At 34.6% G+C, this 22,358-nt stretch carries 20 protein-coding genes; 4 read left to right on the top strand and 16 right to left on the bottom strand.

Annotated features, from left to right (window positions below; all coding sequences use genetic code 11):
* Window position 1 precedes the first annotated feature (1 nt).
* The 7 genes from K7G76_RS02015 to uvrC form a co-directional block, all read right to left on the bottom strand.
* Window positions 2-1,312 carry a peptidoglycan DD-metalloendopeptidase family protein gene (locus tag K7G76_RS02015; protein ID WP_223032532.1) on the bottom strand — a complete coding sequence of 437 codons (1,311 nt, stop codon included), beginning with the start codon at window positions 1,310-1,312 and terminating at the stop codon, window positions 2-4.
* Window positions 1,270-2,187: a tryptophan 2,3-dioxygenase family protein gene (locus tag K7G76_RS02010; RefSeq protein ID WP_223032531.1), complete on the bottom strand. Its 918-nt coding sequence runs from the start codon at window positions 2,185-2,187 to the stop codon at window positions 1,270-1,272. Before K7G76_RS02010 ends, K7G76_RS02015 begins: the two co-directional genes overlap by 43 nt.
* 8 nt (window positions 2,188-2,195) lie before the next feature.
* Window positions 2,196-2,978 carry a DUF3108 domain-containing protein gene (locus K7G76_RS02005; protein WP_223032530.1) on the bottom strand — a complete coding sequence of 261 codons (783 nt, stop codon included), beginning with the start codon at window positions 2,976-2,978 and terminating at the stop codon, window positions 2,196-2,198.
* 147 nt (window positions 2,979-3,125) lie between these two features.
* A complete protein-coding gene (hppD, locus tag K7G76_RS02000) occupies window positions 3,126-4,286 on the bottom strand; it encodes a 4-hydroxyphenylpyruvate dioxygenase (protein ID WP_223032529.1) in 1,161 nt (386 codons plus the stop codon).
* Between the two features lie 13 nt (window positions 4,287-4,299).
* Window positions 4,300-5,457: a homogentisate 1,2-dioxygenase gene (locus tag K7G76_RS01995; protein ID WP_223032528.1), complete on the bottom strand. Its 1,158-nt coding sequence runs from the start codon at window positions 5,455-5,457 to the stop codon at window positions 4,300-4,302.
* 191 nt (window positions 5,458-5,648) lie between these two features.
* Window positions 5,649-7,880 (bottom strand): patatin-like phospholipase family protein, encoded by a 2,232-nt coding sequence (locus K7G76_RS01990; protein WP_223032527.1) that lies wholly within the window; start codon window positions 7,878-7,880, stop codon window positions 5,649-5,651.
* On the bottom strand, window positions 7,877-9,670 hold the full coding sequence (gene uvrC, locus K7G76_RS01985; RefSeq protein ID WP_223032526.1) for an excinuclease ABC subunit UvrC: 1,794 nt from the start codon (window positions 9,668-9,670) through the stop codon (window positions 7,877-7,879). Before uvrC ends, K7G76_RS01990 begins: the two co-directional genes overlap by 4 nt.
* Before the next feature lie 121 nt (window positions 9,671-9,791).
* On the opposite strand from uvrC, the gene K7G76_RS01980 reads away from it, so the two are divergent.
* Genes K7G76_RS01980 through K7G76_RS01965 form a run of 4 tightly spaced genes read left to right on the top strand, consistent with a single transcriptional unit; the run spans window position 9,792 to window position 12,613 of the window.
* Window positions 9,792-10,217: an ATP-dependent zinc protease family protein gene (locus K7G76_RS01980; RefSeq protein ID WP_223032525.1), complete on the top strand. Its 426-nt coding sequence runs from the start codon at window positions 9,792-9,794 to the stop codon at window positions 10,215-10,217.
* Window positions 10,214-11,086, top strand: a complete 873-nt coding sequence (gene rimK, locus K7G76_RS01975; RefSeq protein ID WP_223032524.1) for a 30S ribosomal protein S6--L-glutamate ligase — start codon at window positions 10,214-10,216, stop codon at window positions 11,084-11,086. The genes K7G76_RS01980 and rimK overlap by 4 nt, the downstream gene beginning before the upstream one ends.
* A gap of 4 nt (window positions 11,087-11,090) precedes the next feature.
* Window positions 11,091-12,053, top strand: coding sequence for a succinylglutamate desuccinylase/aspartoacylase family protein (locus tag K7G76_RS01970; RefSeq protein WP_223032523.1), 963 nt, complete (start codon window positions 11,091-11,093; stop codon window positions 12,051-12,053).
* Window positions 12,050-12,613, top strand: a complete 564-nt coding sequence (locus K7G76_RS01965; protein WP_223032522.1) for a 5-formyltetrahydrofolate cyclo-ligase — start codon at window positions 12,050-12,052, stop codon at window positions 12,611-12,613. Before K7G76_RS01970 ends, K7G76_RS01965 begins: the two co-directional genes overlap by 4 nt.
* On the opposite strand, the gene K7G76_RS01960 is transcribed toward K7G76_RS01965, so the two are convergent.
* The 9 genes from K7G76_RS01960 to panD all read right to left on the bottom strand — a co-directional run bounded on the left by K7G76_RS01960 (window position 12,601) and on the right by panD (window position 22,354).
* On the bottom strand, window positions 12,601-13,230 hold the full coding sequence (locus tag K7G76_RS01960) for a lipoprotein signal peptidase (protein ID WP_223032521.1): 630 nt from the start codon (window positions 13,228-13,230) through the stop codon (window positions 12,601-12,603). The genes K7G76_RS01965 and K7G76_RS01960 overlap by 13 nt on opposite strands.
* 31 nt (window positions 13,231-13,261) lie before the next feature.
* Entirely contained in the window at window positions 13,262-13,876 is a 615-nt protein-coding gene (locus tag K7G76_RS01955; RefSeq protein ID WP_223032520.1) for a DUF4097 family beta strand repeat-containing protein, read from the bottom strand.
* 58 nt (window positions 13,877-13,934) lie between these two features.
* Window positions 13,935-14,315, bottom strand: a complete 381-nt coding sequence (locus tag K7G76_RS01950; RefSeq protein ID WP_223032519.1) for a TraR/DksA family transcriptional regulator — start codon at window positions 14,313-14,315, stop codon at window positions 13,935-13,937.
* A 4-nt stretch (window positions 14,316-14,319) separates the two neighbouring features.
* Window positions 14,320-17,724 carry an isoleucine--tRNA ligase gene (ileS, locus tag K7G76_RS01945; protein ID WP_223032518.1) on the bottom strand — a complete coding sequence of 1,135 codons (3,405 nt, stop codon included), beginning with the start codon at window positions 17,722-17,724 and terminating at the stop codon, window positions 14,320-14,322.
* A gap of 113 nt (window positions 17,725-17,837) precedes the next feature.
* The gene (locus tag K7G76_RS01940; RefSeq protein WP_223032517.1) at window positions 17,838-18,425 is read right to left on the bottom strand and encodes a hypothetical protein; all 588 of its coding nucleotides are present in this window, start codon (window positions 18,423-18,425) and stop codon (window positions 17,838-17,840) included.
* A gap of 14 nt (window positions 18,426-18,439) precedes the next feature.
* On the bottom strand, window positions 18,440-19,801 hold the full coding sequence (gene radA / locus K7G76_RS01935; RefSeq protein ID WP_223032516.1) for a DNA repair protein RadA: 1,362 nt from the start codon (window positions 19,799-19,801) through the stop codon (window positions 18,440-18,442).
* Entirely contained in the window at window positions 19,801-20,949 is a 1,149-nt protein-coding gene (locus K7G76_RS01930) for an alpha/beta hydrolase (RefSeq protein WP_223032515.1), read from the bottom strand. The genes radA and K7G76_RS01930 overlap by 1 nt, the downstream gene beginning before the upstream one ends.
* A gap of 81 nt (window positions 20,950-21,030) precedes the next feature.
* The gene (locus tag K7G76_RS01925; RefSeq protein WP_407927948.1) at window positions 21,031-21,987 is read right to left on the bottom strand and encodes a lysylphosphatidylglycerol synthase transmembrane domain-containing protein; all 957 of its coding nucleotides are present in this window, start codon (window positions 21,985-21,987) and stop codon (window positions 21,031-21,033) included.
* Between the two features lie 16 nt (window positions 21,988-22,003).
* A complete protein-coding gene (gene panD / locus K7G76_RS01920) occupies window positions 22,004-22,354 on the bottom strand; it encodes an aspartate 1-decarboxylase (RefSeq protein WP_223032513.1) in 351 nt (116 codons plus the stop codon).
* Between the last annotated feature and the right edge of the window lie 4 nt (window positions 22,355-22,358).

Raw genomic sequence — 22,358 nt, 5'->3', positions numbered from 1 at the left:
ACTATTGTAAATCTGTAATTTCTGAATTTGTAGGCATGTCTATATCCAACTCATTTTCAAACTCAATGTCATCTAATTGCACTTTTATTGGTTGAATATATTCTAAATATCTTGATTTTAAGCTATCAGAAATTGGTTCAGCTTCAGGTAATTTTTCCCTGAAAGGATCTACCTGTTTTCCGTTTTTCCAAAAACGATAACACACATGTGGTCCACCTGTATTACCTGTCATTCCTACCCAACCTATAACATCGCCTTGTTTTACATACTGCCCAACTTTTACATTCTGTTTTTTCATATGTAAATATTGAGTTTCATAGGTGTTGTTGTGGCGTATTTTTACATATTTCCCATTGCCTCGAGTGTAGGCTGATTTAGTAACAGTACCATTTGCTGTTGCCATAATTTCAGTTCCGACAGGGGCTGCGAAATCTGTTCCTTTGTGAGGTCTAATTTTATTGCCGTAATACGCTATACGTCTTTTTAAATTATAGCGAGAAGATAATCTACCAAATTGTACAGGCATTTTTAAAAAGGCTCTTCGAAGGTTTTTTGCTTCTTCGTTAAAATAATCTTTGATACCTTTTACTGAATCTGTTTCAAATTGAAAGGCATAAAACGCCTCTTTGTTATGTTCAAAAAAAGCAGCTTTAATATTATGAACACCCGCATAAATACTGTCATCAATATACTTATCAGTATAAATTACTTTAAATCTGTCCCCTGGCTGTAAACGTCTAAAATCTATTGTCCAGGCATAGATTTCATCAGCCATTTTATAAGCTAATCTAGGGCTAAGACCGAGCTCTTCCATGGTCACGGAAATATTGCTGTCAATGGTTCCTGTTGCAATTTTTTCAACATACTTAATAGGCTTTCTGCTTGTATAAGCATGAATGGAATCAAGAAAATTCACTACAACATATTCTTCTTTATTAGGCTGGTAAATAAAGCATTTTGGCTCTTGAAGCGAATCTTTTGAGCACAAAATAGTATACGGATTCCCAATATTCAGTTTAGTAATATCAAAACTATCTTTGGCTTTTTCTGCTATTTGGAAAATTTTAGGGTAGCCTATTCTATTACGTTCCATGATCGTCCCGAAACTATCCCCTTTTCTAATGGTATCACGTTTTACAACAAAGTCGTTTAAATTAAACCCAAATTCATAAACATCTTGCGGTTCGATAACCGCTACCTCTTCAACTTGTGGAGTTTCTTCTTTGTCGTTCTTACAATTAAATAAGGAAAGTGCAACTATTAAAAGAATTACACATTCTTTCCCCAATCTTCTAATTCTTGTTTGGTCCATAAATCTGGAAAAAATATTCGTCGTTGATATTTTGGATGCATGTATTTTGTCCATTCACTTCCGCCTGTTGCTTCAGCAGTTTCTCCACCAATATTTAAATAGTGGTTAGCTGTATTGTAATGTGCCATTACCCATTTTATATTGACTGTATAATCGTAATGACGCATAGCTTTAATTAAAGCTTTATCTTCTCTAACATCTTGCGGCAACTCTTTAAATTTTGTCCACAAGTTATTTGTATTATAGAATTTCGCAAATCTAATAAATTCATCTTTGTATCGCTCCTCGAAAACTGTTAATAAATAACTTTTTTTACCCGTTTTATAATCTTTTCCAGCAGCTTGCCAATACAAATGTTCGAAAGCATGCTCAAAAGACGTATTTCTGTCAATTGTTTCCCGAAAACGGTTATCAATTAAATTAATCAGTTCTGTGGATGAGAATTCAATTTTACGGTATTGGGCACTTTGAAACCCACTGGCAGGTGTGAGTGTATTTCTAAACTTATTGTATTGCTCAACTTCCATGCCCTCTCTCATAATATCAAATGAAGACGTGAGCATATCAAAATACCGACTAATACGCATAAGTTTTGATGAAAATAAATCTACGGTCAGATTTTCTGTTTTAGCCACCTGCTCGATTTCCCATAGTATCATTTTAAACAACAGTTCGTTTATTTGATGATACATGATAAAAACCATTTCATCAGGAAGTACAGTACGTTGAGTTTGCAAATCGAGCAAAGCGTCGGTTTGAATATAATCCCAATAGTTTATGGGTTTACTGTATAAAAGACCTTCTAAATGGGTGTCTAAATCTTGGCCTATTTTATCAAATTTTTCTTTTAATTGGTTAGTTATATCTTTTGTCATTATACTAGTTAGTTATCAACAATAATTTTAAAAGGATGTTTTAATCCTTTAAAGGCATCTAAATCGGCCCTTAACGATCCTACTGCCAAATCTGCTTTCACTCGTAAAGGAATTTTATTCTTGTCATTGGAAACCCAAAGTGTTAAACTCTCTTCTTCCTTAAAAACTCGTCCTGCCATCACATAAGGTCTAAATTTTAAAGCATTCATTTTACCAAATTCGGTTTTTATCACTTCTTCTCCTAAATACTTCAATTTAAAACCATAGTTTTCCTCATCAAAAAACATGTTAACAAATACCTCATCGCCAATTTTCAAACTTTGAACATCTAAATTATTTCGTAAATAATAGAATGTTGATACCATGTCCTGAATGTTGGGTTCTGTATCAAAAACAGCTTTTCTATTGTGTTTTATATTGTGCACATAGGCTTTGTTTTTATCTTGATCGAACTCTATCTCGATATTTTTTGTATGACCACCTTCATCTATGTCCCTTATAAATTTATAAGGCATATTGGTTCGCTTATCAATATATGTTTCGTAACGATCTTCAACCTCAAAAAACCAACTTACCGCACCTGTTGTCCAACCTTTACCAACAATATGATAAACGGGTTTATTTTTATACACGCTTTCGTTTACTGTTAATGTTGCTTCTCCAGCTTTCATCCAGCCACTATAGCTCATTTCAAAACGAAACCATTCGCCTACATCATACGAATCGCTCTTTTGTGCAAATAAAACTTGTGCGCAAAACAATATCGCAATAATAAGAAGGCTTTTTTTCATGTTTTTTAGTTTTGTAACTGTAACTTTTTGCATAGCAGATTATTGTTTTTCTACACTAAATACAATTACTATTCCAAAAGTATAAAACAAAAAAACTCTATCAGCATGATTGATAGAGTTTTTAAATTCATTTTAGTTAAATATTTGTTATAAAGTACCTCTTTTTGCCTGCTCGCGCTCAATAGACTCGAACAACGCCTTAAAGTTTCCTGCTCCAAATCCCCGTGCTCCCATACGTTGAATGATTTCAAAAAATAAGGTGGGTCTATCTTCGACAGGTTTTGTGAAAATTTGCAACAAATACCCTTCTTCATCAGCATCAATCATAATTCCTAATCGCTTTAAGGTTTCAATATCTTCACGAAGCTCGTGACTAAACTCATCAAGCCTACCAGGAACAGCTCTATAATATTCCTCTGGTGGAGTAGATAAAAACTCAACACCTCGGGAACGCAAATCTGATACCGTTGTAATTATATCATCTGTTGCTACTGCAATATGCTGCACTCCAGATCCTTCATAAAAATCAAGATATTCTTCAATTTGCGATTTCTTTTTACCTTCAGCTGGCTCATTAATGGGGAATTTAATTCGACCATTACCGTTACTCATTACTTTACTCATTAGTGCAGAATATTCGGTGTGAATTTGTTTATCGTCGAATGACAAGAAATTAACAAACCCCATAACATCCTCATACCACTTTACCCAAGTGTTCATTTCTCCCCATCCAACATTACCAACCATATGGTCAATATATTTTAGGCCCGTTGGTTTTGGATTGTAATCGGATTCCCATTTTACAAATCCAGGCATAAATTGTCCTTTATAATTTTTGCGTTCTACAAACATATGAACTGTTTCTCCATAGGTGTATATTCCTGCACGAACCACTTCACCGTTTTCGTCCTTTTCAACGGTAGGCTCCATGTACGATTTGGCACCACGCTTTGTGGTTTCCTCGTAAGCTGCTCTTGCGTCTTCAACCCAAAGCGCAATAACTTTTACACCATCACCATGTTTTACAATATGGTTGTTTATTGGTGATTTACTAGTTAGAGGCGTGGTTAAAACTAATCGGATTTTATCCTGTTTTAAAACATAACTCACTTCTTCTTTAGAACCTGTCTCCAAACCTTTGTAGGCATAAGATTGAAAGCCAAATGCAGTTTTGTAAAAATGTGCTGCTTGTTTGGCATTTCCAACGTAAAACTCTACATAATCTGTTCCTAATAAGGGCAAAAAGTCTTCAGCGCCTTCAAATATTTTTTCTAGTCCGTATTCTACCGATTTTATTTCTTTACTCATTGTTATTTATTTTTTATTCCAACCAAGATTTAAAATAATCTTCGTCTGCTATTTTTAATGCTTCTTCTGTAACTTGTAGGGGTTTAAAGGTGTCCACCATAACTGCTAGCTCGTCTGTTTTAACTTTTCCAATACTGCGTTCAGTTGCCCCTGGATGGGGACCATGAGGTATCCCAGCAGGGTGTAACGAAATATGACCAGCATCAATGTCATTACGGCTCATAAAATCACCATCTACATAATATAAAACCTCATCACTGTCTATATTGCTGTGGTTGTATGGTGCAGGAATAGCTTCGGGATGATAATCATACAAACGCGGAACGAAACTACAAACTACAAACGCATTGGTTTCAAAAGTTTGATGAACTGGTGGCGGTTGGTGAATACGACCCGTTATAGGCTCGAAATCGTGTATTGAAAAGGCATAAGGGTAATTAAACCCATCGTATCCAACTACATCGAAAGGATGTGTTGCATAAACCATATCAAAAATATCGTTTTGCTTTTTAACTTTAATGAGAAAATCCCCTTTTTCATCATAGGTTTCCAACTCATAAGGTTGCCTGATGTCACGTTCACAAAATGGTGAATGTTCAAGTAATTGTCCAAACCAATTTCTATAACGCTTTGGTGTGTAAATTGGCGAATACGATTCAACGATAAACAAGCGGTTATCATCGGTATCAAAATCCAGTTTATAGATTATTCCCCTTGGAATTAATAAATAATCGCCATACTTAAAATCTAAATTGCCAAGCATGGTTCGTAATTTTCCAGAGCCTCTATGGATGAAAATTAGCTCATCGGCATCTGTATTCTTGTAAAAATAGTTTGCTGTAGACTCTTTTGGCGCTGCTAGTATAATGTTGCAGTCACTATTAGTCAAAACCACTTTACGACTCTCTAAATAGTCGTTTATTTGCGGTACTTTAAATCCATGAAGCCTATAAGATTGTATGTTGTTTGCTTTTGCAACTTTTGGGGCAACGCTGTATTGATTTTTAATAGCTTTTACTTGCGTTGGTCGCTGTTCGTGATAGCTGTTGGTAGACATGCCATCAAAACCAATGGTTCCAAATAGTTGCTCGTAGTACAAGCTGCCATCTGGTTTTCTGAATTGAATGTGTCTTTTTGAAGGTATTTTCCCTAATTTATGATAAAAAGGCATGACAATATTAATTTGATAATTAAACAAAAATTTACAGTGATAATTACTTACCTAATTATCATTCAGGATTTCGTTTAATTAGAAATTTTAAAACGGTTAATAAATTTTCCCAAATAGATTTCATTCTTTACAAATATCGTGAAAATTTATTAGACTTCAGGTTAAAACAATGCGTTTCTAATTACCAATAATTAGAACCAGAACCCAACATTAAAAAACCAATACCCCTTGTTGGCTTCTGGTGACCAAGAATACTTTCCTTCAATTGGCCCTAAAAATGTTTCAAGCGAATATCCAATAGCGTAACCTGAAAAATCTGGGGTTGTTATCCACTCACCTGTCTCAAAAATATTGTCTTCTACATTAGCATAATTAGCATTAAAAATAATATGGTTCTTTTTAAATACTTCGTAGTCTAAAGTAAGCATGCCTTTTACAAAACTATTACCTGGTAGCGAGATATAGTCGTACCCAAAAAATGGCGTGAAATTGTTTATAAGATTATCACCATATCCTCCTAAAACGAAGTTTAGGGATTGTGTTGAGTCTTCCCCTATTTTAAATCCACCTTGAGCGGTTATATTTGCTGAAAATTTAGACCAAAAACTTAACGAATATCCTATTGTAGCCTTTGCAATTGAAAACTCTGAAAATGTATTGTTAAAATCTGAAGAGTATAAATATAAATGGAAGTCACCATCAAAAAGAAACCCTTCATTTGGAAAATACTTATTATCATAGGTGTCTAATTTTAATTTTCCAAAGACGCTGACAAAATCACTGTTTTCAAATACCGTTTCTTCTGATTCCGAATCTTCAATAAAAGTTTCGGTTGATATTCTTAACCGCTTATACTCGCCTCCTAATGTTAAGGCAAAATCTTTTCTGAACAGTGTTTGCACATAAAATTGATTTGTAAAATCACTTAATCCAACATCAATTTTATTAACGTTAAAATCAGAGCGTTGTTGCTCTGTTAGGATTGTAGCCGATGGTATGTTTTTTTCAAAATGATTATAACGTGAGTATATCCCTATACTCCAATAAAATCCTTTGTCTATAAAATAATTGAAGTCGTAACGAATATGATCTCCTACAATAAAGTCTAACGAGGCTACATCATTTTTAAATAATATTTTCTTTCGGGTTAAGTTAACCAGTGCTGCAGACTTGTATAAATCGTCATAATGAATTCCCAGCTTTAAAAAAGTTCTAATTGGTGTTTCTTTAACTTTGATATATAAATCATATTCATCGTCTATTCTAGAAGGTTTCAAGTCATAAATTACACTTTCAAAGTTATTGGTGGCTGCTAAATTATTAACACCTCTAACAAAATCTATATAATCAATTTCTTCATCAGATTTTATTTTTATTTTACCCAAAACATACGATCGTGTATAAAGCTCATTACCCTCAACAATAATGGTACTGATCTTAACACGGTTAATAGGTTGGATTCGCTTTCTTTCAGTAGGTTTTTCGACTTGCATTTCAGCTATTTTCTCAAGAGCATCTTGTTTTTTTTGTGCGGCTACAAACCCCTGCTCAATTATGCTTCTACCTTCGCTAAACGATACAACCGTATAATCCCTAATATCAGGTTTAATGTAAATATCTGTTTTTTTAGATTTTACTTTCATATCATTTATCGTACGATAGTTATTAATTTGAAGTAAAATATCTGGTGCCGATTTTAATTCTTCTCGCGTAGCCAAATCATCTTGAACATCAACCCCTACAATAATGTCTAACCCTTTTGCCTTGAGCTCATCAATGGGATAGTTATTGACCACACCGCCATCAATAAGAATTTGATCGTCTATAATAACAGGTTGAAAAAGAGAAGGAAATGCACCACTTGCAGCAATGGCTTGCGGTAAACTACCACTATCCAAAATTACGGGCGCTCCTGTTTCTACATTGGTTGCTATACAAAAAAAAGGAATTGGAAGCTCACTAAAATCGTCGACATTGCTTACATGCAATAATAGTTTTGAAAGTAAGCTTAACGTATTTTGCCCTCGCGACAGACCAGAAGGCAATGCCAATTTGAATTTATCAAACGGTAATGAAACTGCATATTTTTCAGAATTATCACGTTCATAAAATGTTTTTGACGCTCGTGGTAAGTTATCATTTATAATTTTGTCAAAATCTACGTCTTTAAATATAGAATCTATTTCATTACCCGAATACCCTGAAGCATATAAGGCTCCAACTATAGCTCCCATGCTAGTTCCTGCAACATAATCCACACGTATTCCTAAACTATCAATGACTTTTAAAGCCCCTATATGAGCCAAGCCTTTTGCGCCACCTCCACTTAAAACTAACCCAACTTTAGGATCGCCTTTCAGGTCTTCTTGGGAAAAACCAAAGCATGAAAAAACGAATAATATGCCTAAAATGAGTCGCTTCATTTATTGTTGTAATATGCGTGTATTTTTTGTGCTCTTGACAATCCCACAACAGCCTCTAAATCTGTTAAACTTGCAATGGATATTCGTTTTACTGATTTAAATTGTTTTAGTAATTCAACAACAGTTTTTTCGCCTATTCCCGGAATGGTTTCCAACTCGGTATTTAACGCACTTTTACTTCTTTTATTTCTATGGTGCTCAATACCAAATCGGTGTGCTTCATTACGCAATTGCTGAATAATCTTGAGCGTTTCACTTTTCTTATCTAAATATAATGGAATTGGATCGTCTGGATAAAATAATTCTTCTAAACGCTTCGCAATTCCGATAATCGCTATTTTACCCCTTAAATCGAGTGCATCAAGGCTTTTTAAAGCTGAAGACAATTGTCCTTTTCCGCCATCAATGATAATGAGTTGTGGCAATGGTTGATTTTCATCCAACAGTCTTTTATAGCGCCTGTAAACGACTTCTTCCATAGAAGCAAAATCGTCAGGGCCTTCAACCGTTTTAATATTAAAATGTCTGTAATCCTTTTTTGAGGGTTTACCATTTTTAAACACCACACAAGCCGCAACCGGATTTGTTCCTTGTATGTTGGAATTATCAAAACATTCAATATGTCGTGGTTCTTCAGATAGACGTAAATCAACCTTCATTTGGGCCATAACTCTATTGGTATGGCGATCAGGATCTACAATTTTAACCTGTTTTAATTGTTCTAATCTGTAATATTTAGCGTTGCGAACCGATAGTTCTAAAATTCGTTTTTTATCGCCCAATTTGGGCACTGTTACTTTTACATCTTCTCCCAAATCCACTTTAAAAGGCACATAAATTTCTTTGGAGTTTGAGTGAAATCGTTGTCTAATTTCGGTAATGGCCAACTCCAAAAGCTCCTTATCGGTTTCATCCAATTTCTTTTTGATTTCCAATGTGTGCGAACGAATAATTGAACCGTAGGACAGTTGTAAAAAATTGATGTATGCATAACTTTCATCTGTCACTATTGAAAATACATCTACATTACTAATTTTTGGGTTTACAATTGTAGACTTGGCTTGATAGTTTTCTAAAACATCTATCTTTTCCTTAATTCTTTGCGCGTCTTCAAATTGCATATCTACTGCAAAAGCTTTCATTTGAGCTTTAAACTGATTAAGCGACGATTTAAAATTTCCTTTTAAAATCTCTCTAATCGATTCAATATTACTGTGATATTCCGCTTCAGTTTCTAGACCTTCACAAGGGCCTTTGCAATTTCCTAAATGGTACTCCAAACAAACTTTATATTTTCCGGCGTCAATTTTTTCTTGCGACAGATCGTAATTACAGGTTCGCAGTAAAAATAAGCCTCGTATCAATTCTAACAGGGTTGAAACCGTTTTCATACTCGTGTAAGGGCCAAAATACTCAGAGCCATCTTTAATGACACGTCGCGTAGAAAATACACGAGGAAAACGTTCCTTTTTTATACAAATCCATGGATAGGATTTATCGTCTTTAAGCAATACATTGTAACGTGGTCTATGCTTTTTTATTAAGTTGTTTTCAAGTAAAAGCGCATCTGTTTCGGTATTGACCACAATATGTTTAATGTCTGCAATTTTTTTTACTAAAACACGGGTTTTACCACTATCGTGTTGTTTAGTGAAATAAGAACTAACCCGCTTTTTTAAATTTTTGGCTTTGCCAACATATAGAATATTACCTTCCTTATCGAAATACTGATACACACCAGGTTCGTTCGGCAGAGTTTTTAATTGTATGTCCAACTCGGTTTTAGGCATTCCCTCAAAGGTAATTATTTCTATTTTTTAGCAGATTAATTAACCGTAAAGATTTATAATAAAAGTATATTTTTAGAACATTCTATTTACTACCTTTCGCCGCTTTTTTAAAAAAACTTTAATGACAAAACAAATTATTGGACGCGTTGACAAAGTTGACTTTCCAAAATTGGATTTATATAACATTGATGCCAAAATAGATACTGGTGCCTATACATCGGCCATTCACTGTTCTCAAATTCTTGAAGAAGAAACAGGGCTTAAATGTACATTCTATAGCAAAGGACACCCAAACTTTAGTGGCAAGGAGGTTGTGTTCAAGCAATATTCCAGAACCGATGTAAAAAGTAGTAATGGTTATAAAGAAAATAGATTTAAAATTAAATCTGAAGTGATATTCTTTGGAAAAACATATAAGATTAACTTAACTTTAAGCACTCGGGATGATATGAAGTTTCCTGTTCTTATTGGCAGACAGTTTTTGAACAAAAAATTTCTGGTAGATGTTGACGAACAAAATATTTCATTTAACAAAAAGCAATCATGAATATTGTTATTCTTTCCAGAAATCCAAATCTGTACTCTACGCAGCGTTTAGTTGAAGAAGGTGAAAAACGCAATCATAAAATGGAAGTGATTGATCCTTTAAAATGTGATATTATCATAGAAAAGGAGAAACCTACAATTTATTACAAAGACCGTTATTTGGATTATGTTGATGCTATTATTCCTAGAATTGGGGCATCGGTAACCTTTTATGGTTGTGCGGTAGTCAGACAGTTTGAAATGATGAATGTCTTTACCATTTGTACTTCTGATGCTATTCAGCGCTCACGTGACAAACTTCGTAGTTTACAGCGTTTAAGTAAAGCTGGAATTGGTATGCCAAAAACGGTATTCACCAATTATTCCCGTGATGTTGAAGAAGTTATAGAGCATGTAGGTGGTGTTCCCGTAATTATTAAATTACTTGAGGGAACCCAGGGTTTAGGTGTTGTTTTAGCCGAAACCAAAAATGCTGCCGAATCAGTATTGGAAGCTTTTAATGGTTTGGAGGCAAGAGTAATTGTTCAAGAATTTATTAAAGAAGCAAAAGGTGCCGATATTCGCGCACTAATTGTTGACGGACAAGTTGTTGGCGCAATGAAACGGCAGGGTAAAGACGGTGAATTCCGATCTAACTTACATAGAGGTGGAAAAGCTAACATTATTAAATTAAATGAAGATGAATTACGTTTGGCCATGAACGCTTCGCGTGCTTTAAAACTTCCCGTTTGCGGTGTTGACATGCTTCAATCTGCTAGAGGCCCTCTATTGTTAGAGGTCAATTCCACTCCAGGTTTAGAAGGTATAGAAGGTGCAACTCATAAAAATATAGCTAGAGCAATTATTACTTTTATCGAACGAAACAAGTAGCGCCATGCCAGCAAAACCCATCACTATTTTAGGAACACGTATTTTACCAGGCAAAAGCTACGAACTAAACTTTGATGTGGCAAAATTACATACTACATCTACCATTGATGTCCCTATAATTGTTGAGCGATCAAAAAAACCTGGCCCAACAATTTTATTTACTGCTGGTATTCATGGTGATGAAGTTAATGGTGTTGAAATCGTGAGACAAATAATTGCCAAGGGCATTAACAAACCCAAATGCGGCACCATTATTTGCATTCCTGTTATTAATATATTTGGGTTTATTAATATGAAACGTGAATTCCCTGATGGACGCGATTTAAACCGTGTTTTCCCTGGAATTAAAAGAGGGTCATTAGCAAGCCGCGTTGCCTATAAACTGGTAAATGAAGTAGTTACTCAAGTTGATTTTGCAATAGACTTTCACACAGGTGGTTCTGGACGTTTTAATGCCCCTCAAATTAGGATAGCAAAAAATAACCCCAAATTAGATGCTTGGGCTAAATCTTTTGGCGCCCCTTTTGTTTTGTATTCTAAAAACCTTAAAAAATCATTTAGAAATACCTGTTATAAATTAGGTGTTCCCATGCTACTTTTTGAAGGTGGAAAATCATACCATATAGATGCTACTGTTACCAACACAGGCGTTAATGGTGCCAAGCGTATCCTACATCATTTTGGTATGCTAAATTCAAAATTTAAGGTTTCAGCGCCTAAAAAAGATTGTGTGTTTATTACCCAAAGTAAATGGCAACGCGCAAATTATTCTGGTATGTTCAAGGCTTCAGTAGCTATCAACTCTCGAGTCGAAAAAGATGATATTATTGGAAACATAACAGACCCCTACGGTAAGTTTAATCATTTTGTGAAAGCGGCTCATACAGGTTATGTTATTAATGTAAACGAATCGCCTATTGTCTATCAAGGCGATGCTCTATTTAACATAACCACAGCATTAAAATGACCAAAACCGAACTACGAAAAAAATACAAAGCATTACGCTCTGAACTAACCATTAACACTGTTGACGATTTAAGCCTGAAAATTGCCAATAACCTTTTAAAATTACCTATTTGGAATGTATCGTACTACCATACTTTTTTAACGATACCAGAATTTAAAGAAGTTAATACCGATTTTATATTGAATATTTTATCTGGAAAAGACAAACACATTGTGGTTTCTAAAACGGTATTAAAATCTTTATCTATGATCAACTATTTATTGACCGATTCGACTGTTATTAAGAAAAGTAATTTTAACGTTCCAGAGCCGGTTGACGGAATAGAGATAGCACACAATGAAATTGATATTGCTTTTATACCGCTTTTGGCTTACGATAAGAGAGGAAATCGCGTAGGTTACGGCAAAGGGTTTTACGATGTGTTTTTAAGTCAGTGTAAACCTGAAATCATAAAAATAGGGTTGTCATTTTTTGAACCAGAAGAAACTATAGAAGGTATTATTGATACCGATATTCCTTTGGATTATTGTGTAACACCAAAAAATATCTACGAATTTTGATTCCCTTTAAATGCCCTTTTATTAAACACTATTAAAAGGCCAAATCCAGAGCTTATAGCTACATCGGCTATATTAAAAACTGGTTCGAAAAAGGTAAAATATTTACCACCATAAAATGGTAACCATTCGGGTAAATAGCCCTTCCATAGTGGAAAATATAACATATCTACAACTTTACCATGTAGTAAGGTATCGTAACCACCATCTGGAGATAAAAAAGAAGCAACTTGCCCATGACTGTCATTAAATAACACACCATAAAATACCGAGTCAATTATATTTCCCAATGCACCAGCGAATATTAATGCTATAGCCCAAATCAATACTCTTGAACTTTGTTTTTTTGTGGCATCATAAAGCCAATACCCTATACCACAAATAGCTACAATTCTAAAAACCGTTAAACATATCTTTGCGGTACGATCACTTATAAAAGAAATAAAATCACTAATTTTTGTTCCCCAAGCCATACCATCGTTTTCCACAAAATAGAGTTTAAACCAAGAAAATACTTCAACATCTTCTCCTAAAACAAAATGGGTTTTAATATATATTTTACTTATTTGGTCAATAAGTAAAACGATAACAATACATAAAACGGATTTTTTTAGGGACATGTTGATTTTGTTTCGCGCTAAAATAGAAATATTATTGGGTTTTTGTTACGCTTATATTTCCATTAACAGTATGCAGCGTTATTTTATTTATTCCATTATTAATGGTCTGCTGTTTAATACTACCGTTTTTTGATTTTAAGTTTAATTCAGCGGCATTAGTATTTACATCTATATTTCCGTGCAACGTATTAACCAATAAGTTGCCTGAAAAAGCCGTTGCATTAAAATGCCCATTTAGTAATTGGGCTATTAAGTTTTCGTATATTCCATTTACAAAAACAGAAGCTATATCACTCGATGTATCAACCGCCAAATGTTCCGGAATTACCATAGTTAGTTCTATTGATATTTTTTTATGGGCACTTAACTTATCATCTGGAGGTGTAAATAAAGGTTGGTATGCACTTCCCAAAAACAGTGTATCGTGTTTCCTATAAGCTTGAAGAATAACTTGTTCAAAATTCTCACCTTCAATATTTAAAGTTACGTCCGCAACATTGGTTTTTTGGGTTGATATATTTATCTTAAACATCCCGTCTCCAGAAATAGAAACCGTAGTTATTTGTGAGGCATCTATTTGTTCTTGGATTATTTTTTGGGCAAATAGATGACCTGATAAAAAAAGGAAAAGAATAACTGTTCTCATAAAAACAAAAAACGCTCCAATTTATATCGAAGCGTTTAGATTTATAGTAGCAGAATGCTTATTGCATGTTTTTTGCTTCGATACTCAAAGTGGCATGAGGCACTAACTTTAAACGTTCTTTACTTATTAGCTTTTTAGTAACACGGCAAATACCATAGGTCTTATTTTCAATACGAATAAGGGCGTTTTTTAAATCGCGAATAAATTTTTCTTGTCTAATTGCCAATTGCGAATTGGCTTCCTTACTCATGGTTTCACTTCCCTCTTCAAAAGCTTTAAATGTAGGAGAGGTATCGTCTGTACCATTGTTATGGTCATTCATATAAGCACTTTTGATAAGTTCTAAATCGTGCTGAGCTTTATCAATTTTCTCCTGAATAAGCTTTTTGAATTCAGCTAAATCTTTATCTGAATATCTTACGTTTGTATCTACACCCATAATCTTAATGTTTTTGAATAAATAATTTGGTATTTACATCATCGAAAACAATTTCTATACCATTATTTATTTGATCTTTTATTTCTAATTCCTTTGTTAATGTTTCTGCCTTAATATAGGCCATATTCGTTTCTATTGCTTCAACTATTTTTTCATCTTTTTGAAGTATCACATCAATTCTATCTGTGACTTCAAATCCTGAATCTTTACGTAAATTTTGAATACGATTTACGAGCTCACGAGCAATCCCTTCTTTTCGTAAATCATCAGAAATCGTAACATCTAAAGCTACTGTTAAACTACCTTCATTAGCTACTAACCAGCCTTCAATATCTTGAGAAGTAATCTCTACATCTTCGAGTCCTAAAGTAAGACTTTTTCCGTTAATTTCAACCGCTATTTCTCCATTTTGCTCGATTTTTTTAATATCATCGGCTGTAAATTGCATGATAGTGCTAGCAATCACCTTCATATCCTTACCAAAACGAGGACCCAAAACCTTGAAATTTGGTTTAATCTGTTTTACCAAGATATCTGAAGCATCTTCCAACAACTCAATCTCTTTAACATTTACTTCATGCTTTATCAAACTGGCAACCGCTAAAATTTCCTCCTTTTGTTGTTTATTATCAACAGGAATCATAATTTTTTGCAAGGGTTGACGCACTTTTATCTTCTCCTTGGCTCTTAACGACAATACTAACGATGATATTGTTTGGGCATTCTCCATCTTACGCTCTAAACTTTTATCTACAAAGCTTTCGTCATATTTTGGAAACTCAGCCAAATGTACACTCTCAACATTTTCTTTATGTGTTACTTGGGTTAAGTCTTGGTAAAGTTTATCCATGTAAAATGGTGCAATTGGCGCACCTAGTTTTGCCAAGGTTACCATACAGGTATAAAGGGTTTGGTAGGCCGAAATTTTATCGGTTTGGTAATCGCCTTTCCAGAAACGTCTTCTACTAAGTCGTACATACCAATTACTTAAATATTCTTGCGTAAAGTCTGAAATAGCTCTGGCGGCTTTGGTAGGTTCATATTCTGCATAGAATTCATCTACCTTCTTGATAAGCGTGTGTAATTCAGATAAAATCCAACGGTCTAACTCTGGACGTTCTTCTAACGGAATATCGGCTTCGCTATAATTGAAACTATCTAAATTTGTATATAAACTGAAAAATGAGTAGGTATTGTAAAGCGTTCCAAAAAATTTACGTTTTACTTCCTCAATACCGTCTACATCAAATTTTAGGTTGTCCCAAGGGTTTGCATTTGAAATCATATACCAACGCGTGGCATCAGCACCATAAGTTGATAAGGTTTCAAAAGGATCTGTAGCATTTCCTAAACGCTTGGACATTTTTTGTCCGTTTTTGTCTAACACCAATCCGTTAGACACCACGTTTTTATAAGCAACAGAATCAAAAACCATGGTTCCTATGGCATGAAGGGTGTAAAACCAACCACGTGTTTGATCAACACCTTCTGCGATAAAATCGGCTGGAAATGATTCATGCTTATCTATTTTTTCTTTGTTTTCAAACGGATAATGCCATTGTGCATAAGGCATAGAACCAGAATCGAACCAGACATCAATTAAATCAGCTTCACGTTTCATGGGTTGTCCAGATGGTGACACCAAAACGATCTCATCAACGATGTTTTTATGTAAATCTATTTTGGCATAGTTTTCTTCAGAATTATTACCCACTTCGAAATCAGCAAAAATATCAGCTTTCATTACGCCAGCCTCAACGGCACGTTGCATTTCAGCTTTTAACTCCTCAACAGAACCAATACAAATTTCTTCTTTACCATCTTCGGTTCTCCAAATTGGTAGCGGAATTCCCCAATAACGCGAACGCGATAAGTTCCAATCATTAGCATTGGCAAGCCAATTTCCAAAACGACCCGTTCCTGTTGCTTTTGGTTTCCAATTGATTGTTTCATTTAATTCAAACATTCTGTCCTTAACATCAGTTACTTTAATAAACCAAGAATCTAATGGATAGTATAGAATGGGTTTATCGGTTCTCCAACAATTAGGATAGCTGTGCTTGTATTTTTCAACCTTAAAGGCTTTATTTTCAATTTTTAATTTGATAGCTAGCTCTACATCAACAGATTTTTCAGGTACTTCGCCTTCATTGTAATATTCATTCTTGACATATTTACCTGCAAACTCGCCCATTTCTGGACGGAATTTACCTTGTAAATCAACCAAAGGCACCAAATTTTCATTTTCATCTTTCACTAACATTGGTGGTACTTCTGGTTTCGCTTGTTTAGCAACCAAAGCATCATCTGCGCCAAAGGTTGGTGCGGTATGTACAATTCCTGTTCCGTCTTCGGTAGTTACGAAATCTCCAGCAATAACTCTAAAGGCATTTTTAGGATTGTCGTTTGGTAAAGCATAAGGCAATAACTGCTCGTAAGTAATGCCTACTAAATCAGCTCCTTTGAATTCTTTTACAACGTAGTAAGGAATTTTTTTATCACCAGATTTATATTCTAGTAATTCTGACTTGTCCTCAACTCGGTTATACTTTCCAGAAAATTGATAATTCACTAATTTTTTAGCCAATATCACATTCATCGGTTCAAACGTGTATTGGTTATAGGTTTCAACTAAAACGTATTCAATTCTTGGACCAACGGTTAAGGCTGTGTTACTTGGAAGTGTCCATGGCGTGGTTGTCCAAGCCAAGAAGTGAATATCACCTTCTTCTTTTAGGAAATCTGGCAATGATTCTTGATTCGCTTTAAATTGTGCCACAACTGTTGTATCTGTAACATCTTGATATGTTCCTGGTTGATTCAACTCATGCGAACTTAATCCTGTCCCGGCTTTAGGCGAATACGGTTGTATGGTATAGCCTTTGTACAACAGGCTTTTGTTGTATATCTGTTTTAGTAACCACCAAACCGATTCCATGTATTTAGGCTCGTAGGTAACGTATGGATTGTCCATATCCACCCAATAGCCCATTTTTTGCGTAAGGTCGTTCCAAACATCAGTATAGCGCATAACCGCTTTACGGCAAGCAGCGTTGTAATCTTCAACAGAAATGGTTTTACCAATATCTTCTTTGGTAATACCTAGTTCTTTTTCCACACCCAACTCAATTGGCAACCCATGCGTGTCCCAACCCGCTTTACGCTTAACCTGATAACCTTTCATGGTTTTGTAACGGGGAAAAATATCTTTTATGGCACGAGCTAAAACGTGGTGCACACCAGGTAAACCGTTTGCAGAAGGAGGCCCTTCAAAAAACACAAAGGGTTTATGACCCTCTCTTGTAGAAACGCTTTTTTCAAATATGTTGTTTTCTTGCCAATACTTGCTGATTTCGTTAGCAATATTTGGCAAGTCAAGTCCTTTATATTCAGGAAATTTAGTGCTCATAAGTACATTTATTCTTTTCGACCTGCGAAATTAATGAATTTTAGTAAAATAGCCCTTGGTTTAGAGGTTTTTAAACAATAAAACTTTGCAAATCTTGATCTTGAATAAAAAAGCTATAATAATTCTAAAGTTTTAGAGTATTCCTTTAGAAGAGTGTTTTCAAAGCTTCCTAATTCTTGCCTTATTGCAGACATTATTCTTAAGGCATCACTATAAGTCGTTTGAGAGTTGAAATCAAAAAACTTTTCAAGAAATGAGTCTCTAGTCTTATTCAGTCCATTTTGCACAGTGTAGGTTTTTGACAGTTGAGAAGCAATTTCAATATCCATGCTTGAAAGCAGATTGCTATATTTTGCCATTTCAAACATAGCACTTGAAAGCTGACCATCACCAACACCTCTCCAATTTGGGAAGCGTTCATTAAAATTCTTATCAAATAAAGGTTCATTGACTATCTCATCTGTCAAAAGAGGGTATAAACTATCCAATGATTTATTAAACTTTATTCGATTTTTTTGAGCTCTTTTAACTGTTTCCAAATTTGCTTGGACTTCTAATTTTATGTTATTTAAAACTTCTCGCTGGTTACTTTTTAAATTGTTTGAAGCATTCCATTCTGAAGCTAAAATTCCAAGAAACACACCCACTACTACTAATACTAATTGTATGAAATACTCTGAAAATTTAATTTTATTACTCATTCTAAAGGTTTTATTTAAACTACAAATTCAACCAAATCTTCAATCTTAGAAATCATTTGAATCTTTATGACCGTGTTTTTCAAGGCAATTTTATTGTATTTCGATACAAAAATGGTAGAAAACCCAAGTTTTTCAGCCTCCAAAATGCGTTGTTCAACTCGTTGCACAGGGCGAATTTCACCTGATAATCCAACCTCTGCAGCAAAGCAAAAATCACGTTGCAGAGCTTCATCTTCGTTTGATGATAGAATGGCTGCGACTACTGCTAAATCTATTGCAGGATCGTCAACCGTTATGCCTCCAGTAATGTTTAGAAAGACATCTTTGGCGCCTAAACGAAATCCTGCTCGTTTTTCTAAAACGGCCAATAACATATTTAAACGCTTAGCATTAAATCCAGTGGCACTTCGCTGCGGTGTTCCATATACAGCAGTACTTACCAAGGCCTGGACCTCAATCATTAAAGGCCGCATACCTTCCAAAGTGGCTGCAATGGCATTGCCGGATAGTTCTTCGTCTTTTTTAGAAATTAATATCTCACTAGGATTAGAAACTTCACGTAATCCTGAACCTTGCATTTCGTAAATACCTAATTCGTTTGTCGATCCAAATCGGTTTTTGTTCGCTCGTAAAATTCTAAACACGTGATTGCGATCACCTTCAAATTGCAAAACCGTATCAACCATATGCTCTAAAATTTTCGGGCCAGCAATATTACCATCCTTAGTGATATGGCCTATTAAAACAACTGGTGTTGCAGTTTCTTTAGCAAATTTGATAAGTTCAGTTGTACATTCTTTTATTTGAGAAATGCTGCCTGATGAAGATTCTATATAATCGCTATGCAAGGTTTGAATAGAATCGACCACCACTATATCTGGTTCTAAATCCTCAATTTGTTTGAAAATATTTTGGGTTTTTGTTTCAGTAAGAATGTAACAATTATTGCTATTGGGATTTATGCGTTCGGCACGCATTTTTATTTGTTTCTGACTTTCTTCTCCTGAAACATAAAGTGTTTTGTAAGGTAATTTTAATGCAATTTGAAGTAGCAAGGTACTTTTACCAATACCCGGTTCACCTCCTAAAAGTGTTAATGATCCTGGAACAATGCCTCCTCCCAAAACACGGTTAAACTCGGCATCGTTGGTTTGCATGCGTGCATCTTGAGAAGTATCAATTTCATTGATTAGTAACGGTTTTGAAACACGCTTTGTTTTAGCTGAAGATGTCGATTGCCAATCACTTTTTTCAGGCTTTTGAATAACTTCTTCTGCAATAGTATTCCATTCCTTGCAGGCGTTACATTGCCCTTGCCATTTAGCATATTGTGTACCACAGTTTTGACAATAAAAAGTTGTTTTTACTTTAGCCATTAATACCCGAAATCTGCTTTAATTGCATCTGCCCGACGTAACATTTCATCTTTTGTAATACCTGCAATTTCATCCAAAACAAAAGCAGACTGATACGTTTTCATTGCTTTTTTCGGTTCTCCTGTTTCTTCGTAAAAACGCGCTAGATAATAATTTCCTAAAAGTGTTTCGGGATATTCCTTTCTTGCGATTTTTCCCAATTCTTCTAAATACTCAAACTTTTCATTTTTATCAATGGCAGCCTCAATAGCATTAAAATCGTTGATAAGGATTTGCTTTTGTATTCCAAACAAATCTTCAATGGTTTGATACTTTTCAGTTAAATACTCAACTGGAGAACCTTCAAGTTTTAAAATGGTTTCTTTATATTCTGTTTTGCTTATGGGTTTAAAAACCAAAAATATATCCTCTAAAGCGTTTGGAATGGCATGTGCTGGAAGCTCATAGTGAGAAGGCTTCTCAAAATTATCAAAACTATACAGCAAATTTTTATTTTCTAATGCACTTATAGCATCATTCAATTTTGTTACTCCTGATTTTATGTGCTTGATATCGTTATCAGAAGTAGTCATGTAATAAAATAGTTTTCCTTCGGATTTTGAGAGCTTTTCGGACAAGTAATTTGTCATGTCTGGTGCTAAATCTGGACTTATCGCAACATAAGCTTGAAATAAAGGCTGTGGTTTAAGTAAAAAATAATTTATGAAATTGGCCGTTTCGCCATGCCCAACTATTACCCGAAATTCTACCGTTCTATAAGTGCTATCAAGATACGGAAGGAGCTCCATACCTATAAATTCGAAAAATGCTGCACCGTTTTCAATAGGCAATGAGTTTTGTTCGGAATAGCTGATATCTGAATTGCGACTATCTACCTGATTAATACCAACAACAATAGATTCTGGCATATCTTCCCAATATGAGTAATAATCTACATTACCTGCAACGGCTTCAAACAAATAGTCGCCATCAAAAACCAAAATAATAGGGTAGGCTTTATCTTCATTAGAATCATAGCCTCTAGGAAGTTGAATTTTAACTTCACGTGTTTCACCTAATTTTGTTGATTCAAACGGTTCGTAAATCACCTGGGCAATAGTGCTTTGCATACATGCCATTAATGCGAAAAGACAGATTAGTTGTTTCATTTTAAAACGGTTAATATATTCATGGCAAGTTATGAAATTAAGCCATAAGTATAAAAGAAATTTACCGTTTGAAAGTTGTTTTTATTCTGGTTTTAATGCCTTGTTTCTGTTATAAACAGGCAATAACAATAATGATAATCCTCCTAAACCAACAAGCACAATAGTTTGAGACGTCCAAACTATCCATCCAAAAGCGATGCTTGGATCTTCTGGAATAGCAAAAATTGAAAACGCCGCATAAACGGCAACTGGATACGAACCAATTCCGCCATTTGTGGCAGCAATACTAAAACTAGCCGAAATAAAACCTATAAGAACAGCTCCAAATGGGATTCCGTGTAGCTCTTCCAAGGCAAATGATGTAACATAAAACATCATAACGTACATAAACCAAATGAAGAGTGTATGAAAAATAAAAGCCCATTTTTTTCTCATTTTAAAAATAGACAAGACACCTTCGATCAAACCTGACACAAATGTCTTTATTTTTATCGCTAAAGCTGACTGGCTTTTTTTTATGTAAACAATGAATAAAACTCCTAAGACCAATAATCCAAAAACAGCAATAATTAAATTTTTTGGGTTAAAAGATTCTGTTAAAAACGCCATTATGAAATCAAACTGAAGAAATAAGGTAATAATAACAATCCCCATAACAACAACCAAATCAGCAACACGTTCAGCAACAATAGTTCCAAACCCCTTTTCAAAAGGCACACCTTCATATGTTGTTATAATTGATGCTCTAGCTACTTCCCCAGCTCTAGGAATAGTGTAGTTTATTAAATACGCCGAAAACACGGCCATAATACTATTTGGCAATTTTATGTTATAGCCCATTGGCTCGAGCTGAAAACGCCATCTGTAAGCTCTTGATAAGTGACTTAAGAAACCAAATAACATGCCCAGAACTATCCAAAAATAATCGGCTTTTTTAAAGTAAACCAATAATTCAGAAAATGACACCTTGGACAGTGAATACCATACTAAAAAAACTCCCAACAATATTGGGAGCCCTATTTTTAATATTTTTTTCACGTATGGATTCAAATTTTTAAATAAGTTTGTTTGTGGCTTCGTCTGGAAACACTAATGATGGCTTAAACTTTTTAGCCTCTTCAATATCCATAAAGGCATATGTGATTAAAATTAAAACATCACCTGGAGACACTAGCCTAGCTGCTGCTCCATTTAGTGTGATTTCTCCACTATTTCTAGGCCCAGGAATGGCATAAGTTTCTAATCGCGCACCATTATTATTGTTAACAATTTGCACTTTTTCACCTTGAATAATATTGGCTGCATCCATAAGGTCTTCATCTATGGTAATACTCCCTATATAGTTCAGATCTGCACCTGTACATTTTACTCTGTGAATTTTAGATTTTACTACTTGAATTTGCATGCGG

It is taken from the genome of Hanstruepera marina, from assembly GCF_019880635.1.
Lineage (GTDB): Bacteria > Bacteroidota > Bacteroidia > Flavobacteriales > Flavobacteriaceae > Hanstruepera > Hanstruepera marina.
Note: the sequence above shows the minus strand (reverse complement) of the source record. Positions and strands in the feature narration are given on the sequence as shown.